The sequence below is a fragment of the Endozoicomonas sp. G2_1 genome (genome assembly GCF_017744155.1).
Classification (GTDB): domain Bacteria; phylum Pseudomonadota; class Gammaproteobacteria; order Enterobacterales; family Alteromonadaceae; genus JAGHQT01.
In genome coordinates, this window is record NZ_JAGHQT010000006.1 from 141,184 (window position 1) to 163,091 (window position 21,908).

18 protein-coding genes and 1 riboswitch are annotated in these 21,908 nt (G+C 42.7%); of the genes, 6 read left to right on the plus strand and 12 right to left on the minus strand.

Translation table 11 applies throughout. The features are described 5' to 3' along the window. Window positions 1-152 precede the first annotated feature (152 nt). The 3 genes from J7384_RS09655 to J7384_RS09665 all read left to right on the plus strand — a co-directional run bounded on the left by J7384_RS09655 (window position 153) and on the right by J7384_RS09665 (window position 4,262). Complete coding sequence (locus J7384_RS09655) at window positions 153-1,001, plus strand: MurR/RpiR family transcriptional regulator (RefSeq protein WP_209113454.1); 849 nt, start codon at window positions 153-155, stop codon at window positions 999-1,001. Window positions 1,002-1,165: 164 nt separating this feature from the next. Next, a complete protein-coding gene (gene pyk, locus J7384_RS09660; RefSeq protein WP_209113456.1) occupies window positions 1,166-2,617 on the plus strand; it encodes a pyruvate kinase in 1,452 nt (483 codons plus the stop codon). A 199-nt stretch (window positions 2,618-2,816) separates the two neighbouring features. After that, window positions 2,817-4,262, plus strand: a complete 1,446-nt coding sequence (locus tag J7384_RS09665) for a serine hydrolase (protein ID WP_209113458.1) — start codon at window positions 2,817-2,819, stop codon at window positions 4,260-4,262. 90 nt (window positions 4,263-4,352) lie between these two features. Here the strand turns inward: J7384_RS09665 and J7384_RS09670 are convergent, their stop codons facing one another. From J7384_RS09670 to J7384_RS09685, 4 genes are all read right to left on the minus strand, one after another. Continuing rightward, a complete protein-coding gene (locus tag J7384_RS09670) occupies window positions 4,353-6,437 on the minus strand; it encodes a TonB-dependent siderophore receptor (RefSeq protein WP_209113460.1) in 2,085 nt (694 codons plus the stop codon). A 313-nt stretch (window positions 6,438-6,750) separates the two neighbouring features. After that, complete coding sequence (locus J7384_RS09675) at window positions 6,751-7,416, minus strand: phytanoyl-CoA dioxygenase family protein (protein WP_209113462.1); 666 nt, start codon at window positions 7,414-7,416, stop codon at window positions 6,751-6,753. Between the two features lie 47 nt (window positions 7,417-7,463). After that, complete coding sequence (locus J7384_RS09680; RefSeq protein WP_209113464.1) at window positions 7,464-7,982, minus strand: gamma-glutamylcyclotransferase family protein; 519 nt, start codon at window positions 7,980-7,982, stop codon at window positions 7,464-7,466. An 81-nt stretch (window positions 7,983-8,063) separates the two neighbouring features. Then, window positions 8,064-8,951: a DUF6279 family lipoprotein gene (locus J7384_RS09685; protein WP_209113466.1), complete on the minus strand. Its 888-nt coding sequence runs from the start codon at window positions 8,949-8,951 to the stop codon at window positions 8,064-8,066. Between the two features lie 88 nt (window positions 8,952-9,039). On the opposite strand from J7384_RS09685, the gene J7384_RS09690 reads away from it, so the two are divergent. Further along, a complete protein-coding gene (locus tag J7384_RS09690; protein WP_209113468.1) occupies window positions 9,040-10,053 on the plus strand; it encodes an ATP-dependent 6-phosphofructokinase in 1,014 nt (337 codons plus the stop codon). A gap of 75 nt (window positions 10,054-10,128) precedes the next feature. Here the strand turns inward: J7384_RS09690 and J7384_RS19685 are convergent, their stop codons facing one another. The 6 genes from J7384_RS19685 to J7384_RS09720 form a co-directional block, all read right to left on the minus strand. Beyond that, window positions 10,129-10,953, minus strand: coding sequence for a LytTR family DNA-binding domain-containing protein (locus J7384_RS19685; protein WP_209113470.1), 825 nt, complete (start codon window positions 10,951-10,953; stop codon window positions 10,129-10,131). Window positions 10,954-10,955: 2 nt separating this feature from the next. Then, a complete protein-coding gene (locus J7384_RS19690) occupies window positions 10,956-12,023 on the minus strand; it encodes a histidine kinase (RefSeq protein ID WP_209113472.1) in 1,068 nt (355 codons plus the stop codon). A gap of 141 nt (window positions 12,024-12,164) precedes the next feature. Beyond that, entirely contained in the window at window positions 12,165-13,241 is a 1,077-nt protein-coding gene (locus J7384_RS09705) for a phosphotransferase (protein ID WP_209113474.1), read from the minus strand. 2 nt (window positions 13,242-13,243) lie between these two features. Then, window positions 13,244-13,870 (minus strand): nicotinamide riboside transporter PnuC, encoded by a 627-nt coding sequence (gene pnuC, locus J7384_RS09710; RefSeq protein WP_209113476.1) that lies wholly within the window; start codon window positions 13,868-13,870, stop codon window positions 13,244-13,246. Between the two features lie 8 nt (window positions 13,871-13,878). Further along, complete coding sequence (locus J7384_RS09715) at window positions 13,879-14,142, minus strand: hypothetical protein (RefSeq protein ID WP_209113478.1); 264 nt, start codon at window positions 14,140-14,142, stop codon at window positions 13,879-13,881. A 26-nt stretch (window positions 14,143-14,168) separates the two neighbouring features. Further along, window positions 14,169-16,238, minus strand: a complete 2,070-nt coding sequence (locus tag J7384_RS09720) for a TonB-dependent receptor (protein ID WP_209113480.1) — start codon at window positions 16,236-16,238, stop codon at window positions 14,169-14,171. Here J7384_RS09720 and J7384_RS09725 point away from each other — a divergent pair. Continuing rightward, the gene (locus J7384_RS09725; protein WP_209113482.1) at window positions 16,224-16,421 is read left to right on the plus strand and encodes a hypothetical protein; all 198 of its coding nucleotides are present in this window, start codon (window positions 16,224-16,226) and stop codon (window positions 16,419-16,421) included. The genes J7384_RS09720 and J7384_RS09725 overlap by 15 nt on opposite strands. Beyond that, window positions 16,388-16,507: riboswitch (TPP riboswitch) on the minus strand. (Overlaps the previous gene by 34 nt.) A gap of 126 nt (window positions 16,508-16,633) precedes the next feature. Then, window positions 16,634-17,329: an ABC transporter substrate-binding protein gene (locus J7384_RS09730; RefSeq protein ID WP_209113483.1), complete on the plus strand. Its 696-nt coding sequence runs from the start codon at window positions 16,634-16,636 to the stop codon at window positions 17,327-17,329. Window positions 17,330-17,441: 112 nt separating this feature from the next. Here the strand turns inward: J7384_RS09730 and J7384_RS09735 are convergent, their stop codons facing one another. Both J7384_RS09735 and J7384_RS09740 read right to left on the minus strand, forming a co-directional pair. Then, window positions 17,442-20,546, minus strand: coding sequence for an efflux RND transporter permease subunit (locus tag J7384_RS09735; RefSeq protein ID WP_209113485.1), 3,105 nt, complete (start codon window positions 20,544-20,546; stop codon window positions 17,442-17,444). Further along, window positions 20,543-21,886 (minus strand): efflux RND transporter periplasmic adaptor subunit, encoded by a 1,344-nt coding sequence (locus J7384_RS09740; RefSeq protein WP_209113487.1) that lies wholly within the window; start codon window positions 21,884-21,886, stop codon window positions 20,543-20,545. The genes J7384_RS09735 and J7384_RS09740 overlap by 4 nt, the downstream gene beginning before the upstream one ends. Window positions 21,887-21,908: the final 22 nt, after the last annotated feature.

The following is a 21,908-nucleotide window of genomic DNA, read 5'->3' on the forward strand; positions in this document are numbered from 1 at the left end:
CCTAACAAAAAATAAACGGCGTATCGCGATTAAAGATTTGCTTATTTGCCTAAAGATGTTTTATATTAGCGCCAAATTGTAATAAAATTCCATTTTAAGCTATTTCAGCTAGAAAATTTATTACACCAATAGTTAGTCAGGACCAATATACGATGAATATTTTGGAAAAAATTGCCAACGAATTAGATACTTTTAGTAAATCTGAGCGCAAAGTCGCTGAAGTAATTTTGGCATCGCCTGGCACTATTATTCACGCAAGTATTGCCGCGTTAGCAAAACAAGCAAATATAAGTGAACCAACAGTAAACCGCTTCTGTCGCCGATTAGACACTAAAGGTTACCCAGACTTTAAACTTCACTTAGCACAAAGCCTAGCCAACGGTACACCTTACGTTAATCGTCACGTTGATGAAAATGACAGCGCCCAAGAATATACAGCGAAGATTTTTGAATCGACAATGGCGAATCTTGAACTTGCCCGTAAAAGTTTAGACCCACAATTGATCAACCGTTCAGTTGATATCCTCACCCAAGCTAATCAAATCTCTTTCTTTGGCCTTGGTGCTTCAGCTATTGTCGCTCACGATGCTCAAAACAAGTTTTTCCGTTTTAACGTGCCGGTTGTTTATTTCGACGATATTTTGATGCAGCGCATGAGTGCGATAAACAGTAAACAAGGCGATGTAGTTGTTGTTATCTCTCATACTGGCCGAACAAAGTCACTGGTTGATGTGGCCAGTCTTGCAAAAGAAAACGACGCTATTGTTATTGGTATTACTACGGAAGGCACGCCACTGGCAAAAGAGTGTAATATTGTACTATCGCTCGACGTTGCCGAAGACACCGACCTTTATATGCCAATGGCTTCTCGTATTGCGCAATTAACGCTAATTGATATTCTTGCCACCGGCTTCACACTGCGCCGTGGCACCAAGTTTAGAGATAACCTCAAAAAGGTCAAAGACAGCTTGCGTAGCTCTCGTTTTGAACGCAAAGAATAATCCCACGATTTACGACGTGCAAAACGTCGACAAAGACAAATTAAAATACAACTGACACCGATAAATAAGGTCAATGTCATTTAAACTTCATGAAAGTTTATTACATTGACCGCAAAATTTATTATTCATTTGACGCTAATTTTTACAATAAGGTAATCGTTAACATGCCAAGAAGAACCAAAATAGTTGCAACGCTAGGTCCTGCAACTGATGATAGAGATATTTTAAAACAAGTACTCGCCGCTGGCGTCAACGTTGTTAGGCTTAACTTCTCTCACGGCAGCCCTGAAGATCATATCAATCGTGCAAAATTAGTCCGTGAAATCGCTCAAGAGCTGGGTATTTACGTGGGTATTTTAGGCGATTTACAAGGTCCTAAAATCCGTGTTTCTACCTTTAAAGATGGTCCAATCAAATTAGCAGTTGGCGATAAGTTCGAACTTGATGCACTACTTGAGAAAGGCCAAGGCAATCAAGAAAAAGTTGGCATTGACTACAAAGAATTACCAACTGACGTCAGTAAAGGCGATATCTTGCTACTTGATGATGGCCGCGTCCAATTGCAAGTAGACAGTACGACTAATACTTCAGTATTTACCACTGTCACAGTGGGTGGCCCACTTTCAAATAACAAAGGCATTAACCGAAAAGGCGGTGGTTTGTCTGCAGCAGCGCTAACAGATAAAGATAAGCGCGACATCAAGCTTGCAGCAGAAATTAATACCGACTTTTTAGCCGTTTCTTTCCCGCGTGATGCCGCCGATATGCGCGAAGCCCGTTTACTTGCTCAAGAAGCTGGTTGTAACGCTCGTTTAGTGGCAAAAGTTGAACGCGCAGAAGCAGTCAGTGACAACAAAACACTCGATGATATCATTTTAGCTTCTGACGTTGTTATGGTTGCTCGTGGCGACCTTGGTGTTGAAATTGGCGATCCAGAACTTGTCGGTACACAAAAGCATTTAATTGCCCGATCTCGTCAATTAAACCGTGCTGTCATCACTGCGACTCAAATGATGGAATCAATGATCAGCCAACCTATGCCAACACGCGCAGAAGTGATGGACGTTGCTAATGCGGTACTAGACGGCACCGATGCGGTAATGCTTTCAGCAGAAACCGCGGCTGGTGACTACCCGGTAGAGACAGTTCAAGCAATGGCTAACGTCTGTATTGGTGCTGAGAAACATCGTTCAGTAAATATCTCAAAGCACCGTGTTGAGTTAATGTTTGAAGAGATTTCTGAAACCATCGCCTTATCAGCCATGTATGCCGCTAACCATTTAGAAGGTGTTAAAGCGATTATCGCGTTAACTGAATCGGGTCAAACCAGTAAAATTATGTCGCGTATTACCTCTGGCTTACCGATTTACTCTTTGTCACGCCATACTAAAACTCTTACTAAAACAGCAATTTATCGTGGTGTTTACCCTACTTTCTTTGATTCAACGGACATCGATGATGAGAATTTAGCTACCGCTGTGCTTAGCCATGTTGCTAAAGCCGCTAAATTAAGTGTTGATGATAAAGTTATTTTCACACACGGTGATAATATGGAAACCGTAGGTGCAACCAACACGTTGAAAGTGCTAAAAGTTACTAAGCAAAACCTTCGTTAATTATTGCTTTTATTCAATATAACGAATGATTGAGAAGCCGTCGGCCAATACCGACGGCTTTTTTGTTTGCCAAGCGTTGTCAACATTCGAAAATCAGTATCCGATAAATTGAACAAATAATCAGACCAGTTGAATTGGTTAAATAATCACATAACGGTAGAGTGTAATAAAACGATAAAAACAATAACAAGGTTTGCTTATGACCCAGCCAACGAAACTCTACGCCACTGTGATTGCCAGTATGTTTGCCCTACAGCCAATTTGTTCAATGGCAAAATCGAGCAAAGCGCCATACGATGTCTTTCAGCCTCAACGAGAGATGATTCACCTTGGCGTCCAGGCGGTACTTACCTGTAACGGACTATTCACATCAAACCGCACCATCGCACAAATTAATCAACAAGAACTTAAATATATTCCGGGTAAGTTTGGCGTTGAGCCGTCAAAACTGGTTGAAATTAACCACGAGGTAAAAGGGGTTGCTGTCAGTAATAAGCACGGCACAACAATACGAGCAATTTATCGCGATGGCATCGGCTGTATAATCTTACGTCCTGACCAAGGCTTTAACGTTGCCAGTTCACTACCAAGCATTAAGCTGACAAAAGCACCTGAAAACTATGAAAATATTGATTGGCCATTGGGTGAAGCGACAACTCCGTATAAATTTAAATCGACTACACAAAAAGCCGCAATAAACGATGTTGCCAACTGGGCTTTTAATAGGCCAACTAAAGAGCAAGATACCCTCAGTTTACTTATTGTCCATCGCGGTCAGATTATGCTGGAACGTTATGCACAGGGTATCAACCGTGACACTAAGACGAGAACATGGAGCACGGCAAAAAGTATTTTTGCGACCTTAGCGGGTATTAAAGTTGACAGAAAAGAGCTGTCGGTGACAGATTCTCTCAATCTAGATTGGTCGCCAAACATCAAAAACTCGGCATCAGATCCTCGTCACAAGATAACGCTAGGCGATACCTTACAGATGTCATCGGGTCTATATCCAATTGATAGTTTTAATATGGAATATGCCAATGGTTCTGGATTGTCTTACTGGGCGGGCGAAAGCTCTGCTGCTGGTGCAGTTAATCGTGGCCTAGTACGCGAACCCGGTACATTCTGGGATTACGAAAACTACGACACCCTACTTGCGACCATGTCATTCAAAAAAACCTTTAGTTCCGTTGAAGATTACCACTTGTTTCCATCTCAGGAGCTGTTTAATAAACTGGGCATGTACAACACGGTAGTCAGTACTGATCAATACGGCGATTTTATTTTCAGTAGCCAAATGTACACAAACGCCCGTGATCTTGCGCGTTTTGGTATGTTGTACGCCAATGGTGGTAAGTGGTTTGGCGAACAGATTATTTCACCACAATGGATAGAATATTCGACCACACCAGCGCCAGCATCGGCTGCACGTGGCTATGATTACGGTGCCCAGTGGTGGCTCAGAAAATCTGATAAAAACAACGGTCCAGCCAAGGCCTACACCACTCGAGGTAACCGAGGCCAGTATGTCGTTGTTATTCCTGAGCACGAGCTGGTAATTGTTCGCCGCGGCCTCGATTATGGCAGACAAGGCTTCGATCCATGGCAACTCGCCGACCGCGTGGTTGATGCGTTAAACAACTAACATCAATATCTGAAATCAAGAGATTTATCACAGCATACAAAAAGCCCGCATACGCGGGCTTTTTTCATCAATGACTTACTAATAAATGTACTAAAGTGTACCAATCACGCTAACTGTTGCATTGAATGGCGCACCAACGGTAACTTGATGACTAGAATGGGCATTAGGAAAATACAACTTATCAAACAAGTTTTCGACATTTAACTGCACTCTTAACTTTGGTGAAATATCGTAGTAAGCCGAAGCATCAAAGCGCGTATAGCTTGGCAGTGTTCTGGTATTGCCATTGTCAATAAAGCTCTCGTCTTGGTAAGTCAAACCTAACCCAACGCCAAACTTTTCGTTAACTTGATAGTTGTTCCAAACCGAGAAAGTGTTTTCAGGCAATTCACGTGGTGTACGGCCGGTGTCTTCGAAATCGCCATCGAGATTACTGTAATTTGCCGTTACAAACCACGCTTCGGTGACTTGTCCCGCTAGCTGTAACTCAAAACCAGAAAATTCCGAGTTAACAATAATGAAACGCTCTGCGTTATTGTCTTCTAATTCTGGAGAGGTTTTTTCGTTATCAAAAACAGCAGCAGTAAAGCTCATACCTTCAGCAAAATCCCACTTGATACCAATTTCTTGGTTTTCAAAAACGTCGGGATCAAGTCGGTTATTGTCACCATTGATGTTGGCAAATTGCTCACCACTGCGAGGTAAAAATGATTCGCTATAGCTAGCGTAAATCGAAATGTTCTCTTGAGGTTTGTAGATGATACCTGCGCGCGGAGAAACTTCCTCGTCAACACGTGCTCTTTGCTCTGAATTGGCCGCGTTAAAAACATCAATATCAAAGCGATCGAAACGAGCACCTAGTACAACATCTAAGTTTTCTGAAATCTCAATTTCGTCTTGAATGTATAGCGATGTCACTTGTAAATCGACTCGTGTGTCATCGTTCAAGTCTGTAAAGCCTGTTGTCACCGCTTGACCACTGGAATTAACTCCCGCTAAGCCTCTAAAATTGAGTGGACGAGAAATACTGAAGTTCTCAGTATCATCGCCGTTCGAACTGAACTCCGGATTAAAGCGATTTTGATCAGAAGATGTATCGATATATTCCGCACCAAAAATAACTGTATGACCAAGGCCACCGGTTTGGAATTCACCAACAAGGTTACCGGATAAAATTAAATTTTCACGCTCCGTCGTATCAATATAGCCATCAAGGGTTACTTGATTAGGCGTATTTATTTGATCATAAGCACTGGCGAAGAAGTTAGCGTAAACCTTGTCGTAATCACCATAAAAGACATTGAAGTTGCCCTTTAGGTTTTCGTTAAAGCGATGCTCTAAATTAGTTCTAAAAACATGAGCTTCTAAGTCATTAAAGTTATTTTCAGGATCGCCAAAAACGATATTTCTGAATGCTTCAACTGGACGTCCGTCTGCCCCAGTGGGAATACCGCGATCGATAAAGCGTTCGTGATTAATGTATTCGTATGAAATATCTAATATTGTGTCATCAGCTAGTTCAAAACGCGCTGTCGGATTGAAGCCGTAGCGGTCACCATCAAAGAAGTCTCGGTAACCTTCTAGGTGCTCGTACATAGCATTTAGACGAAATGCTGAAATATCGCTGGTCGACAAATTAAGATCAATTTCTGTGTTGTAACCACCAAAAGAGTTCACTGACGCTTTGTAGTTAGTAAAATCAGCATCTAGGTCTGCTTTTTTTGACACGCGATTGAGAATACCACCTGTACCACCTCGGCCAAATAGTAAAGCGTTAGGTCCACGAAGGATCTCAACTTGTTCAATATTGTACAATGAACGATAGTACTGCACGTCGTCGCGATTACCATCGATGTAAAAATCGGCGGTTGAGCGCACACCGCGAAAAACAACGGCATCGCGATGGCCTTCACCCTGTGAGGTATTTACGCCAGGGGTATAGTCAATAATATCGCCAATACTATTAATGCCACGAGCGGTAATTTCATCGGCAGTAATAATCGATAAACTCTGTGGTACATCGATAATTGGAGTTGGTGATTTAACTGAATTTGATTCGTTAACTGATAGATACTTTCCTTGAACGACAATTCTTTCCACTTCTTCATTGTTTTCGGCAACTACTGAGTTGCTTAGTGCAACTGCGATGGCAAGTGCAGATAGTTTCAACTTCACTTAAATTATCTCCCAAAATAACCTAATAATTTTATCGATGTTTATTTAATAAGGTGGTTGTTAATTATGTGTAGATTAATAACCTAAAAACCACAACAAAACATGACAATGTTGCGAATCATTTTTATTTACGTAGATAATAGCAACTAGTCCAAAATCAACAAAAATAATTTATAGTACAGTTAGCAATAAAATATAAGGAATTCGACAAATTTTTACATAACAAGATTTGTTGTTATAAAAACAATCATTGTCTTAGGTCTTAAATAAACGGTTACCTAATTTAAGGATAATAGCGAAGCTGGAATTGAGGTTACGCCCAAGACAACCCTTTCGGTAACGGGTAATCACTGTATTCAATATGAATAACACGCCGGTGCTTTGGTTTACTTGCTTTGCTCGATGAATGCACAAGCAGTGGCCGCATAACCAGTAAATCCCCTGCTCTAAGTTGACAAAATACTGGCTCTGCTTGTTTGGTTAATTCTGCTAACGCTGTTTGCTTGATAATACCGAGGTTATGACTGGCTGGAATAACTTTTAGGCAGCCGTTTTGTTGGTCTAAGTCATCTAAGTGCAGCCTAAAGGTGATCATATTGTTTAATACGGTTAACGCTGGTTGAACGTGATGAACCTGGTCTTTAATTGTCCATGGCCCCCAGCCATCAATGGCTACTTTATTGCTAACCGCTACCGTTTTATCTTGGTGCCAACTAACTAACCAATTGCTATTTGGTGTTTTATCAAAAACGATCACTCTGACGACTTTAGGAGTTCCCGTTAAGTACGTTTGAGCTTTATCAATAAAGTGGTCGCTATTAACCAGTTGACTTATCTGGGCAAGTTTCTTATCTGCGTTTCGAACCCCTGTTTTAGGCATTGTCTTAGCAAATTTTTCTAGCTCTTCAATAACGCCGTCTACAATTGAGCGCTTAACAAAGTTTTTGTGAAATTCGAAACCGTTAATATCGATAGACAAGACAAGCGTTCCTTTTAAAACCGAGAAACTAGTCGTTAATGAATAGTTTAATAGATGGCCATTTCGCGAGCCGCTCTTGCTCGGTCAATATCATCAACTGAGCGAACATTTTTAATTTGATCGATATAAGCTTGAGGCAAATTTGATTGCTCGGCGCCAAAGGCAACATGATGTTTGTACCAATGATAAGGCGCTATATCAGGAGTAACGTCTGACGAATAATAAAGACTTGCGACAAGCGCTTGCTCGCTATCGTTATAGACAGTAACAGTCTTTTCATAGTAATCGACGCCAAGCCCTTCAGCGGCGTCTAGAATATACTTTTCATTTGGACAAAACTCAAAAACAGCGCCGTATACGATATCACGTTCATCATCAGTAAAATAAGCGTCGCATTTAGCTGAACCATCTTGCCCTAGCTTGTGAAAGCGCAATGCGTGTTTGGGCAGATAGTAGTTGCCCAAATAGCGAGCACTAGGTACGCGCTGCTGTATTCTGGGCTCAGACATATTTGAGCCGTATGCGAAATAAATGATTGGTGATCTTGTTTCTACGTTTTGCTTCATATTGTTAATCTTGTTAACTGCTCGTTGATTATCAGACCTAGCCAATGAACTTAAAACATTGACTCGTCACTAGTCAACGAATCAGTCTTTTTGTGCTAATTCGTTGAGATCTTCAATTAAATTATCAAGTTTTCGGTTGAATGTCTTTTTCTGTTTTTCGGTCAGCGTTTGAGTAAAATCAAAAAATAACTTATTAAACACGCCTTGATTGTGGTCCAGTTTGGCGATGTGCTCTGAACTTCTCAATTTATCATTATCGAGGATTAAAGCCTTAAACTGGCGACGGTATTCATCAACCAAGATATCTGGCCCCAAAACTTGCTTAAACTCAACTAACCAAAGATCGCGATAGGCTAGCCAATCATCATAGCTTGATTTGAACTCGGTAACGCGTTCAGCAATAAGCTGTTTTTGTTGCTTGTTTAAGCGACCAAACCATTTTTTAAACTGCTTACTTTGATCTTTTGCACGCTCTTTATTTCGTTCATCAAGCGTCAGTTGTTTGCGATCATCTCTAAGTTCTTGGTTTTCCTCTTCAATCAGCTCGACCATTTCACTGCGTTGCTCTTGATCAAGCATGTTAGTTAAACGGGCAAGTTCGGGCTCGACTTTAGTTGCTGTCGTTAACCAATGGCTGCGCACTCGTGTAAAATGCTGTTCAATGTCAGCTTCAGTCAGCGTTTGTGCCACCACACTTTGCTTTAATTCACTAAGCTGCTCGGCATACAAGGTTAACTGGGTTTTGCGATGCCAAAGATGCAATAGTTCAAAACTCTCGTCGAAGGCTTTTTCTTGCTCTTTGGTCAAATCAACATAGTCGTCCAAATACCAGCCAACCCACCAGTCGAGATTGTTATAAATAAAGCTGATACTACAACCAGAGAGCACTAAACACGACAGTGCAATGAGTAGCTTTTGTTTTGCTCCTTTAAAGCAAGCTACAACCCTTTTATTTCCAATGGCAAACATATAACGCCTTATTTTTTATTATTTAATGTTATTAAACGGTATACTAACAAGTATAGTTTTACCGACTTGCAACTTTGTGCAACAAAATATGACTAATAAAATCAGTAATCTAGCCATATTAACCAGTGGCGGTGATGCCCCTGGGATGAATGCTGCGATTCGAGCGGTTGTTCTGGCCGCGGAACATTACCAATTATCTGTAATGGGTATTAGCCACGGCTACAACGGCTTGATTAATCAAGAAATAAGACCGTTAACTAAGCAAGATGTTCACAACATTATTCATCAAGGTGGCACTATTTTAAAAAGTGCTCGCTGTCGGGAAATGATGACAGAGCAAGGGGTTAAGCAAGCGGCGAGTACGCTTCACAAAAACAATATTGACGCTTTAGTGGTCATTGGCGGCGATGGCTCGTTTAAAGGCTTATTGGCCCTGCAAGAGCACTGGCAAGGCCAAGTGATCGGCCTCCCCGGTACTATCGACAATGATTTAGATGGCACAGACCACACGATTGGCTTTGCTACTGCCGTTGATACGGCAATCCACGCTATTGATAAAATTCGCGATACCGCGGATGCTTTTGAACGGGTATTTATTGTTGAGCTGATGGGTCGACACAGTGGCCATATCACCTTTAACGTTGGCCTAGCCTGCGCCGCAGAGCAAATATTATCTTTTGAAAACACTCCTCAGGGCCGCGCTAAAGCAATCGCCACTGAGTTAGCAGAAGAAATTAAGCTGGCACAAAAATACGATCAGTCCAGTTACATTATCTGTGTTGCTGAAAACCTCATTGAAGGCGGTGCAACGGCGCTGGCGACCAGCCTACAACAAGATTTTGGGATTGACGCAACCGCTTGTATTTTAGGCTACATCCAGCGGGGTGGCTCGCCTGTCGCGAAAGATCGCATTATGGCAAGCAAAATGGGCGTTGCTGCTGTTGAATGGTTATTGGCTGGTAAAACAAATTTGATGATCGGGGAACAAAACCAAACCATGGCGGAAGTCCCTTTACTTAAAGCTATTGCTCATCAAAAAACTGTGGCGAATAACTTGATCTGCACTCAGAGTAACATTTTCTCATTCGCCCAAGAACAATGATTAAACCCAATGACTGCGTTAATCAATAAATTGGTGATCGGGTATAAATAATATTATTTAAATAAGTTCAACAAGCTAAGCGCAAACCAGCTGTTTAACTTTGTCTTTATAGCTGCGACTGACTTTTAGCTCTTTGCCGTTAAGCATCACTAAATAATACTCGCCGTTGAGTTGACTACAGAACTTGTCGATATAGTGTTTATTGACAATAACCGAGCGGTGACAACGAATAAACATGCGCGGATCCAAAATGGCTTCAAGCTCTTTCATGGTTTTGCGCAAAATATGGGTGCCTTTTTCGGTGTGAACACACATATAGTCACCTGCGGCATCAATCCACATAATATTTTTCACTGGCACCCTACTGACTTCGCCAGCATCTTTAATCGCTAAAATATCAGAATAGTGTTGCAGACTGACGGACTCGTTGTTATCAAGTTCATTTAAAATCTGTTCGCTGTCGTTACCCGTCACTTCACTAACCAGTTTTACTAATTGCGCTTTGTGCTGATTTGCCGCTTTATCGGCTAGGTGCTGATGAATACGCAACATTGCTTGTGCTAAGCGCTGTTCGTCGGCTGGCTTCATCAAATAATCTAAGGCGTGGACTTCAAACGCGTTAATCGCATATTGGTCATAAGCAGTAACAAAGACAATTAACGGCATTTCAATATCTAATGCCATCATCGCCTCAACCACTTCAAAGCCATTCATCCCCGGCATTTGAATGTCGAGAAAGACTAAATCAGGTACCAGCGCTTGAACTTGTTCCAGCGCTTGTTTGCCATTGGCACACTCGGCAACCACGTTAACTTCAGGATAATCAGATAATCGTACTTTTAGTCCTTTGCGAGCTAATGGCTCGTCGTCAACAATTAGGGTATTAAGTTGTTGGCTCACTGCTAAGTTCCTACTTGATAAGGCATTCTTATATTCACTTTAACACCGGTCGGTGCGTTTTGTGAAACAACTAATGAGAATTGATTCGGATAAAGCGCCTGTAATCGCTCGCGGGTATTGGCTAAGCCAACGCCACTTTCTCGGTACAAGTTGCCATCTTTAATCTCAGCACCTGGGCCGTTGTCTGCAACCTCTACCAACAAATCATTACCAAAACGGTTAACGTTAACCGTTATCGTGCCGCCGTCTTCTTGCACTGCAATCGCATACTTAATTGCGTTTTCAGCCAGCGGTTGCAAAATCATACTTGGTAATAAGGCATTCTGGCAGTCTTTGGCGATGTTAAAGGTCACTTGTAATCTGTCCTCAAAGCGCACTTTTTCAATGTCTAAATAAAGCTGAAGCGCATGAATTTCGCTTTCCAGCGTCACCTTTTTCATCGGATCTTTATCAAGTGAATAGCGCAAAAACTCACTTAACTTAGTCACCATACCATTAGCAGTTTTGTTTTCCTCAACCAATATTAATGTAGATATCGCATTGAGGGTGTTAAACAAAAAGTGCGGGTTAAGCTGATAACGTAGCATTTTGAGTTGCGCTTGATGAGCCTGAGTATTGGCCTGTAATACATTGCGCTTTTCGCGTTGCAGCATTTGATAATACTTAATACCAAAATACAAGCCACTCCAACTCAACACGATATAAAACGCCCATACACTGCCTTTAGTGTAATAAAGCCAAAAATCTGGTTGCCAACCGTGTTTGTATATTTCCCAATAGGTGATGTTTTTCACGACTTGCCACATAACACCAGTAACGTACGATGCAAGAATGACGACAACGGCGATTTTCAGTGGCGACAAGTTCCACGCCTTGCGATAAACATAACGCAGCGGCAAAGTGAACATCCAACCGGCATAAGCTCCAAGGAAGATTACCATTACGAAAATACCACGAACGTCATGGAGCAATGAGCCTAGGTAATGGACTAGTGCAAAGCCAATCCAGCCTGAGGTATGTAATAACCAAAAAAAACGATTTCGGTCTTCGATTAATTTTTGCCAGTTCACAAAAGAGCCTAATAAATTGGACTACTAACTACTTATAACTAAATTATGCGGTAGCCAAGTGCTTTTATCACTACCTTTAGTCTTAGGTTTTTGGCTTTTTGTCTCAATTAAGCGCTTATTGGCTTTAAGTAAGGATAAAGATCAGCTGTTTTCAGCACTCACGATTAGCTTTCGTAGCTGAGTAAACTGTTGCTTAGCATAGGCTAACTGAGATTGTGCGTCGAGTTGATTATCTGCTAACAAAAACCACAAGCCATTGATAAGATAGCAAAAAAACAAGTAACGCGTTACCTTTTTTGCGCACACAACATCATCTGACTCTTGATATTGGCACTTGATACCTTGGTTTTTGAGGAGAATATTACGTCTGCTTTCTCGATATTGGCTAACGAGGTGATTTAGGTCGATGTCCGTCAATAGGTTCACAGCAACTAGCATGGCAAGGTCAAATTCAACTTCCGCTAAACAAGCCGATTCAAAGTCAATTAACCGACCATTACTTTGTTGATCGACTATTAAGTTATTGAAATTCAAATCACCATGACACAAAGTTAATTGGCTATCATCAACGTGTTTAATAAGCGGTAAGATATGATCAAGGCACCAATCTAAACAAGCGATTACCTGCTGCTGAATAAATTGGTGATGCGCGGCTGGCAGCGACGCTCGCTTTAATTCCATTTGTCGCAAAAAAGAATCAATCAAGGCTTTAGGTTTGAGCTTTTTAACCTGATTTAAGCCGGACGTCGGCAATTGATGTAACTGAACAAGCGCATTGACACTGTAATTGAGTCGCTCGCTTTCAGTAAATCTTGGGTTAGAAAGCAGAGGACCCTGTAAAAACTGACTAATAATGATCCGGCGGTCAACATAACAAACTTTCGCGCTGAGATTGCTACCATCCAGTAAAAACTGGACTTCATGCTCTACTCTTAGTTGAAGGTCACTTTCTGAAAAGTCTTTAACAACAAAACCTTGTCTGGCCTGCTCTTGGCTATGCAGCGACAATATCGCTGTTTGCCTTGACAAACCCTGACTTAACGGCGTTAGTTCAATCCTAGCCAGAGCCGACTGTTCAGTTACTAAAGAGTTGTTTGCTATCGCATTTTTTTCTGCGTCTCTCTTCGCTACATTCTCACCTGCTACACTCTCACTCTCATCTACTAGCAAGGCTTTAACAAATTGAGTTTGTGCTAAGTATTGAGCTAACGCCAACATATTTAATCGAGTACAAGTTGCGACGGCGTTTCACTTTGGCGTTTAGCTAGTGTTAGCCAGTGCCAATAACCAAAACAGACGATCATAGTATATAAAGCGAATAAAAATGCGGTTGGTTGTAACCCTTTTTCAAGGTAGATGTAAATTGAAACCGCATCAATGACTAACCAATAGAGCCAGTTTTCCAACACTTTTTGCGCAATTAAGTAGGTTGCAAATACCGAAAATACCGTCGTTGCCGCGTCCATATATGGAAAATGCGCGGGTGTAAAACTTGCCATTAACCAACCAACAACGAGCGAGATAACGGCTAAACCGCCAATCACTAAACTGTGTTTGTGCCAATGCCACGACTTAATGACAATTTCCTCATTAACGCTGATTTCTTGTCGGTTACGCCAACAAAGCCAGCCGTAGATAGCCATGGCAAAATAGTACACTTGCAATAGGCTGTCCATCCACAGATAAAAATCATAAAAGATATAGGTATAAAGCACAGTGCTGACTAACGCCGCCGGCCAGCACCAAATATTACCGCGTGCAGCCAATACCGTATAACTCAATCCGGTCAGTACGGCTATCCATTCGAGAATAGCCATATTGGTAAAGTAATTAATGGTTTCTGTCATTTGTTCCTTTACCTTGGCTCAGTTTGCGAGCGGTCTCCACCGATAAACTTACAAACGAAAACCGCTGCGCCCAAGGTTTGATGTACCTGTTTTATTTCGGCCATAACATGCGCTACTGCAAGATCATAGTCGCCAAATACCTGCGTACTCATACCATTAGTGACAACCTTTAGGCCATCAACCCCGTTGAGCCGGTCGATAAACGCCCAAATTTCATCTTTATACTGAGTTTCAGCAAGCGGGTACAAGCTAATTTCTATTGATATTTGCATGTTAGGCCTCTTGTTTTCTATGTTTACTAAAACTGGTAGTTAACCGTTACGCCAAATACCGCTGGCTCACCCAATTGGTTAAACGATCTTGCGGTGTAGCCATCGCGCGGGTCGTTACCGAAAAAGAAACCACGGGTTTGATAGTCGCGATCAAAGGCGTTGCGAACCCATAATCTGACATTCCAGTCGTCCTGCTGGTAGCTAACCGAGCCGTTAACCAAAACAACAGAATCAGATTGCGTATTGTGACTGTCTGAGAAAAGGAATGAATCTCGGCCTTCGGTTGACAGATTAAACAACCAATGGTCGTTTAACTGATAATTTAAACCCAACGAGAACTGGTAGTTAGGCGCATGGGCCTGGTCGCGACCAGACAGGTTATCACCTGCGGCGTTAATAAAGTTATTAAACTCAGTTTCCAACCACGCCATTGCCGTGTATAGCTCTAACGAAGAAGTCACTTGCCAGCCAGCTTCAAGTTCAATACCGTAGTTTTTACCACTAGCGGCATTACCCAGAAAACTAATAAACTCTGAACTGCCATCAGGGCGGACATTGGTTTGCGAGGTTCTCACTTGAACATCCGTGCGGTCCATAAAGAATAGCGCTGAGCGCAAATAAGCATCACCATCGAGTAAATTGGCTTTGTAACCGAGTTCGTAGTTCCACAAAAATTCGGCGTCAAATTCGCGTAAATCGTCGCTTAATGAGCCCTCGGTGTTAAAACCGCCTGCCTTGTAACCGCGATTAATTGAACCGTAAATAAGGCTATCTGTATCAAGCGCGTATGACAATACAACTTTACCACCAATCATATCTTCGCTATTGCTATCGACAAAGCCATCTGAATTAATGTAATCGGCGTCACGGCCTTCAAAACGGGCGCCAATCACTAGGTTAAGCTGCTCTGATAACTGGCTATCAATTTGGAAAAACGCCGCTATGTTGTCGCTTTCAAAACTGGAATTAAAATCACTGTCGAGGAAAGTGTATTGTCTCAACAAGGTTTCATCGTCTTGTTTTGCATAAACACCGACAATCCAATCAGTTGGGCTGCCCCAAATTTCGGTAGGTGTTTTTGACTTAGTGCGAACTTCGGCAGTGTCGATATCGCGATCTCTAAAGTAGTGATCCGTTGAGCTATAACCGTCTGGGTGAAAGCCAACAAAGGCCCAGTCTTCGTCATAACCGTAGCCAATTTCGTTATCTGCCGTGGTTACAATAGTTTCGACATCAACGCTATCAAAACCTGTGTAGTTGAATTTGGCGGCAAATGCCGTAGTGTCTTGGTCGTCAAAACCCGGTTGATCCGAATAGGTGTTGCGATTGTTATCTAATGAAAAAGCGTCGTAACCATTGTTGAAATCAAACTTAACTAAAGTTAAATCAACAGTTAAATGCTCACTGGCTTCAATTGCTAATTTAGCATTAATGCTAAGCTCGTCTCTATCGTTGGTGTCATCGCGATTTAAGTGCAGGTTGTTAATAAAACCATCACTGTTGTAGTGCTCGGCAGCGATGCGGTATTTCACTTTGTCGGTAGCAGGCCCAGATAACACCAAACCAGCACCATAACTATTAAAGTTACCCACAGTTAGCTTAACAGCACCTTCAAACTCGTCTGTTGGTTCATTGGTGTGAATACTGATTAAGCCCGCGAGCGCGTTGGCACCAAAACGCGTACCTTGCGGACCGCGAAACACTTCAGTTTGAGCAACGTCAAATAGTGATGCAACACCACCAATACCGGTGAAATCAATATCATCAATAATCACACCAACAGATGGATTAATTGGCTCGCGAAACTGACTGCGCTCACCAATACCGCGAATTTGATAATAACGCGCGCGTTGGCTACCGGCTGAAAAATTAACGTTGGGAATTTTAGCAACGATTTCTTCAAGGTTTTGCGCACCGCGCAGCTGCGCTTCAATATCAGTTAAAACACTCACTGAGTTGGCAGATTTTTGCAGGTTTACTGCTTCAAAATCACCTTGAACTGTGATCACTTCAATCGCGTCATCGGCGATTGCAGCAGTAGAAGAAAGAAGAGAAGCCGCTACGGCAAGGCTTAATCGAGTATGATTAAATTTCATTTTGATCTCATCATTGGCATGAAAACAGGCGTGCTCACAGTGCCAACCACGCAAACAAGCGTTTGGCAAAAGGCAACGCGCCAAAAAATGGGAGCAGCGTATCAGGAAAGACAAGAAAGAATCGCCAGCACAACACTGGCTAGAAAAATTCATCGAGTTTTAACCATTCCTACGCCGGCATAACCCGGTTCAGGTTCTAAGGGTTCGTTACTACGTCTCAGTGCTTGGTTTTAGTTTAGCTAAAAACAAGCACACCCCTTGGTTCAGGACAATTGTAACAGAACTGACTTTAGACTAACAATCACTTAATGCCAGTTGCGCTATTGAATTTTGACGACCATGAGCTATCTTAACTTGAGTGTCCGTTCAAAATATTCCGCGTTGAGGAAGCTTACTTGTCTCGAATTTTTGCACTGGTATTAGTGCTGATAACCTTGCCCAGTAGCTATGCCAAAGAAGTTTTTATTGCCTCTGTATCACCTGAATTTACTGAGGGCTTGCACGCACGCTATTTTAATTACTTAGCAGCCAAACTCGGCATTGCGATAAAAATTAAGCCAATGCCGTTAGCTCGCCGAGTAAAAGAGCTAGAAAAAGGCAGTATCGATTTAATTATCTTGACCCACAGAGACACCGACGAGCTGGTGTTTTTGCCCTCTTACATTCGCTTGCGCCAGCAGCTCTTTGTTCGATACCACGACAAAGATAGATTTAATGACTACAACAGCTTATCTGGGGTCGCCATTGCCAACAGCATTGACTCTAAAATCTCAAAACAATACGACGACAATATTGATATCAATAAAGTGACGGTATCGGCACTCAAACAAAAGATATTGCTACTTGATCGTCAGCGTATTGATGGCTTTTTTCACACCAGACCGAGCGCAAATAAAAAAATTAATGAAATGAATTTATCTGACCGTATTGTCGAGTCAACTTGGCAACCGGCAAAAGAGCTCAAGCCGTTGCACTTCGTGACATCAAAGCAATCGAGTTTATTGAAATATCGCGCTCAACTCAGCCAAGTGATCATTGACGGAAAGAATAATGGTGACTTCGATAAAATTCGCGAAAACTACTACCGATGATTTAATCGCTAACGTTACCAATAACTTTTTTTCAAAAGATTTTAAATAGTTCTTGCCCAGCTAGCTTGACCCGACTAGCTATCGGGTCAAAGCCTCAAGCTCATAAAATACGTTAAGTGTTTAACGCCGCGTTTTTATTGTTACCTGAGAATCGTTTAACCAAGCCTTTAGCATCAGCCAACAACATATAGTTGACTGGCACCAATATCAAGGTAATAAAGGTTGCGAAAATAATGCCAAAGCCCAACGAAACCGCCATCGGAATCAAGAATTGTGCTTGCGTCGCCTTTTCAAAAAGCAGCGGCATCAAGCCGATAAAAGTGGTTAGTGACGTTAACATTACCGGACGAAAGCGAGACTGACCTGCCGTTAGCACCGCATCGAGCAACTTAGCTCCTTCAAGTCTGCGTTTATTGATAAAATCAACTAACACTAAACTGTCATTTACCACCACACCAATTAACGCCATCATGCCGAGTAAACTCATAACGGTTAAATCCATTGCCATAATCCAATGGCCAATCACGGCACCAATAGCACCAAATGGTATCACCGACATCACAATTAACGGTTGACTGTAAGACTTAAACGGTATCGCCAGTAAACTGTAAATAATGAAGAAAACAAATATTAAACCCCATTGCAAACTGCCAAACGACTCTTGTTGCTCTTTCGCTTCACCTTCTAAACTGTGGCTTAAGCCCGGGTACTGTTGAATTAGCTCGTTTAAAAAGCCCGTCAATTCACTGTTGACCACCGTCATATTGGTATTATTTTTATCAACATCTGCGGTAATATTGACGGTGCGGTAACGATCTATGCGATAAATTGTCGATGGGCTTTTACCCGCACTTAAGGTCGCAACATGTGACAGTGGCACCTTACCGCCTGTTGGCGTGTCGATGAGCATATCGGTTAAGTTACTGACTGCACTGCGCTCGGCAAGTGGAAAACGCAGCATAACTCTAACATCATCCCGACCGCGCTGAATACGCTGAATCTCGGCACCAAAAAAGGCATTGCGCACTTGTCTTGTAATGCTCGACTCCGACATCCCCAAGGCATAGCCCTGCTCAGTTAAATTAATTTGTAGCTCTTCTTTGCCATTGGTTAAGCTATCGGTTATTTCGAACACCGTTGGATAACCCGATAAAAAGGTTTTAACCTCTTGCGCAGCTCGCTTTAACTGCTCTAAGTTACTGCCTGACAGCTGGACATCGATCGGATTGCCAGCTCGACCAATTTCCGCTCGAAAGGTCAATGCTTCAGCGCCCGGTAAATCGCCAATTAACTGTCGCCACTCGCGCACTAATTGCAAGCTGGTAACACCCGTATCGTTTTGGTCTGCTGGCAAAATTTCAAAGCGCACTCGGCCAGTATCGTTTTGGGTAATGGCCAGAATATTGAGAATTAAGCTGTCCCCTTGATCATTGCGATATTTGTCTTGCAGCTGTTTAGCCGCTTGTGACATCCGTTCAACGTAGTTGTCGACGACATCAAAACTCGAACCAACCGGCATAGTTAAGTTAGCCCGAGCGGTTTCACTGGCGATACGGGGGAAAAATATGAATTTACTCCATCCGCTGACAATCAATGCAACAATAATCACTAAGCTGCCAATAAACAGCACTAATGTGGTCGCGCGGTAATTAATCGCTTTTGCTAACAGCGGTTTGTAGTAAGTCAAAATAACCCGCTCAAATCCGTCGGCAAAATTTTGCTGCCACTGGCTTAATCGCGATTGTTTCTCTTTCTGATGGCGCATTTTTATGTGAGATAAATGCGCTGGTAGGACAAATTTCGACTCGATTAGCGAAAACAACAAGACTGGAATGACAACCACGGGAATCTGAGCGAAAATAGCGCCGCGTACTCCATCGATAAAACCAAGTGGCAGAAACGCCGCAACCGTCGTTAAAATGCCAAAGGTAACAGGTGTTGCTACTTCTTTGGTGCCATTAATTGCGGCATCAATGCCCGATTCAGACATTTGCGAATGTCGATATATATTCTCGCCAGTTACGATAGCATCGTCGACAACAATGCCGAGCACTAAAATAAAGCCAAACAAGCTCATGATATTTAGAGAAATATCAAATATTGGCATCACAATGAACGCGCCCATAAAGCTGACCGGAATACCAATAAAGACCCAAAATGCAATTGACGGTCGCAAAAATAAGGTGAGCAATAACAGTACTAGAAAACCGCCTTGCAAGGCATTTGAAATCAGCGTATTTAAGCGGCTTTTAACAATTTCAGAATCGTCGTCCCAATAACTAAGCTTAAAGCCCTCAGGTAAGCTCGTTTGCTGAGCTTCAATATAGTTTTTAACAACATAAGCAACCTCAATGGCACTTTGTTGGCCAATGCGGTAAATCTCAATCATCGCCGCTTGTTCACCGTTAAATCGCGCGCGTATCGGATTTTCATTAAAGCCATCATTAATTTCGGCGATATCAACCAAACGCAAAATAGAGCCATCGGCGTTGGTGCGAATCACGATATCGCTGAACTCATCGCGGCGATAAGCCTGATTTTTACTGCGTACTAACACTTCGCCGCCATCGGTGCGAATATTACCGGCCGACATGTCAAGTGAACTGTTGCGAATAGCGGTGGCGATATTGGCAAGTGTCAGCTGGTATTCTTGTAGCTTATCCTGACTAACGCTGATGGTAATTTCATAGCTTCTGACCGCATCTAAGCTCAACTGGGTAATTTGTGGCAAGCGCAATAGATCGTCCCGCACTTGCTCGGCATATTCGCGAATTTCTCGCTCGCTGTGCTGCCCTGACACTGCCACCGTAATAACATCGCGCTGGCGGGTCGCTAAAGAAATATTGGGCCGCTCCGCATCAACCGGTAAGGTGTTAATGGCGTCAACTCGGCTTTTGATATCTGCCAATAGCTCTCTGGCATCATAGCCACTTTCCGCCTCAATACTGACGGTCGCACTGCCCTCGACCGAGCGACTGGTAATTTTTTTAATACCCTCTAGATCTTGAACTGCTTCTTCAATGCGAATTGTCACCCCTTGTTCTACATCTTCGGGAGTTGAACCGCGCAGTGTGACGCGAACATTAACAACATCAAGCTCAAATGATGGAAAAACTTCTAACGGAATGCGCAAGTTCATTGATAACAAGCCAATCAACAAGATGGTGACCATCAATAAATTAGCGGCAACATGGTTGCGAGCAAACCAAGCTATCATGATTGACCTCCGCTATTTTTAGCTGAAAGCTGAGCTGGTTTAGCCGGCGCTTGCTCGGTTTGAGCATTTGGGCGCTTTCTGCCCTTGCCCGCTTTAGCGTTAGTACCGCGTTTATTGCCTTTATTAGTTTGTGCTATGCCATCTAAGCGATTGATCTCAACCCGCGTGCCTGAATTGACTTGGCCAAGAGGAGTAGTTACCAAGAGTTGGTCTGCACTAAGGCCTTTACTGACCATCGCAATTTCTTGATTTTGCCAGCTAATTTCAATGGTTTGGCGCTTTAACACACCGTCTTCAACTAAATAAACATAACTGCCCTGATATACCGTTTTATTGGGAATAATAATCGCATCTTCAACTTTATTGCCTGCAATAGTTGCCGTTAAATATTGACCAATTTTAATCGGCAATTGCCCATTGTTTTGGCTAGCGTGACTGCTTTGCTGATTGCTTTGATCTTGATTGAGCACGGCAATGCCATAAGGATCGTTAATTTGTGCAACAACAAACAACTGCTGTGAGGCGTTATCGAATGCGCCTTCAGTTCGCACTACTTTACCTTGCCAGCGTTGCTGGCCCACTAAGTCAGAAACGAAATTGACGGTCGGCAGCGGTTGAGTCGATAAACCTTGCTCTGGCAATACCATGTAAGCGAGGTCTTTGTTGCGAATAGGCAGCCTTATTTCAACGTAATCAACGGCATAAATATCAGCCAGTTGAGTGCCCGGCGACACCACCTGCCCCAGATCAACGCGCTGCTGCAATACTCTTCCAGTATATGGCGCAATAATCTCGGTGCGCTCAAAAGCGAGCTCTGCTCGTGACAAGGTTGCCTGCGCCGACGCTACTCTGGCTTCAGCGGCCAATAATTGCGGTTTTCGCAGCACCAATTCAGGCGCTTGGTCACTATTGCCCAAACGCTGCCAATCTTGCTTTGCTTGCGCCACTCGCGCTTGCTCTTCAATTAACGCTTGTTCGGCACTGTACAAATTCGCTTGAGCGATTTTTATCTCGGCAAGATAGTCCCGTTGGTCAATACGAACGAGTACTTCCCCTTGTCGAAAAAAGCCGCCATTGCGAAAATTATCACTGATATAGGTAATTTGCCCTGACACTTGCGGTAGCAAAACACTTTGAGTGCGCGGGCGAACCGTGCCATAACTAGCAACATTGACTTGGTAGTTTTCACTTTTTATCGTTTCTACATCAACGGCGAGTTGCGGTGCCTGTTTTGGACGACCGCGTTTGCTCGTTGGTGGGTTACTGATAATGACAAAAACAATCATTGCGCAAATAGCGACGAGTGCCACTGGGAGGATAATTTTTCTAATATTGGTCATAATACTTGCTCTAATATTTACT

What these genes read in the sequence shown, in the direction of transcription:
- J7384_RS09705 (WP_209113474.1), bottom strand. Translation starts at nt 13,241, where the DNA reads ATGTTGGCGTTAGCTCAATACTTAGCACAAACTCAATTTGTTAAAGCC.
- J7384_RS09685 (WP_209113466.1), bottom strand. Translation starts at nt 8,951, where the DNA reads ATGTTTGCCATTGGAAATAAAAGGGTTGTAGCTTGCTTTAAAGGAGCA.
- J7384_RS09690 (WP_209113468.1), top strand. Translation starts at nt 9,040, where the DNA reads ATGACTAATAAAATCAGTAATCTAGCCATATTAACCAGTGGCGGTGAT.
- pnuC (WP_209113476.1), bottom strand. Translation starts at nt 13,870, where the DNA reads ATGACAGAAACCATTAATTACTTTACCAATATGGCTATTCTCGAATGG.
- J7384_RS09665 (WP_209113458.1), top strand. Translation starts at nt 2,817, where the DNA reads ATGACCCAGCCAACGAAACTCTACGCCACTGTGATTGCCAGTATGTTT.
- J7384_RS09740 (WP_209113487.1), bottom strand. Translation starts at nt 21,886, where the DNA reads ATGACCAATATTAGAAAAATTATCCTCCCAGTGGCACTCGTCGCTATT.
- J7384_RS09715 (WP_209113478.1), bottom strand. Translation starts at nt 14,142, where the DNA reads ATGCAAATATCAATAGAAATTAGCTTGTACCCGCTTGCTGAAACTCAG.
- J7384_RS09680 (WP_209113464.1), bottom strand. Translation starts at nt 7,982, where the DNA reads ATGAAGCAAAACGTAGAAACAAGATCACCAATCATTTATTTCGCATAC.
- pyk (WP_209113456.1), top strand. Translation starts at nt 1,166, where the DNA reads ATGCCAAGAAGAACCAAAATAGTTGCAACGCTAGGTCCTGCAACTGAT.
- J7384_RS09655 (WP_209113454.1), top strand. Translation starts at nt 153, where the DNA reads ATGAATATTTTGGAAAAAATTGCCAACGAATTAGATACTTTTAGTAAA.
- J7384_RS09720 (WP_209113480.1), bottom strand. Translation starts at nt 16,238, where the DNA reads ATGAAATTTAATCATACTCGATTAAGCCTTGCCGTAGCGGCTTCTCTT.
- J7384_RS09735 (WP_209113485.1), bottom strand. Translation starts at nt 20,546, where the DNA reads ATGATAGCTTGGTTTGCTCGCAACCATGTTGCCGCTAATTTATTGATG.
- J7384_RS09725 (WP_209113482.1), top strand. Translation starts at nt 16,224, where the DNA reads ATGATTAAATTTCATTTTGATCTCATCATTGGCATGAAAACAGGCGTG.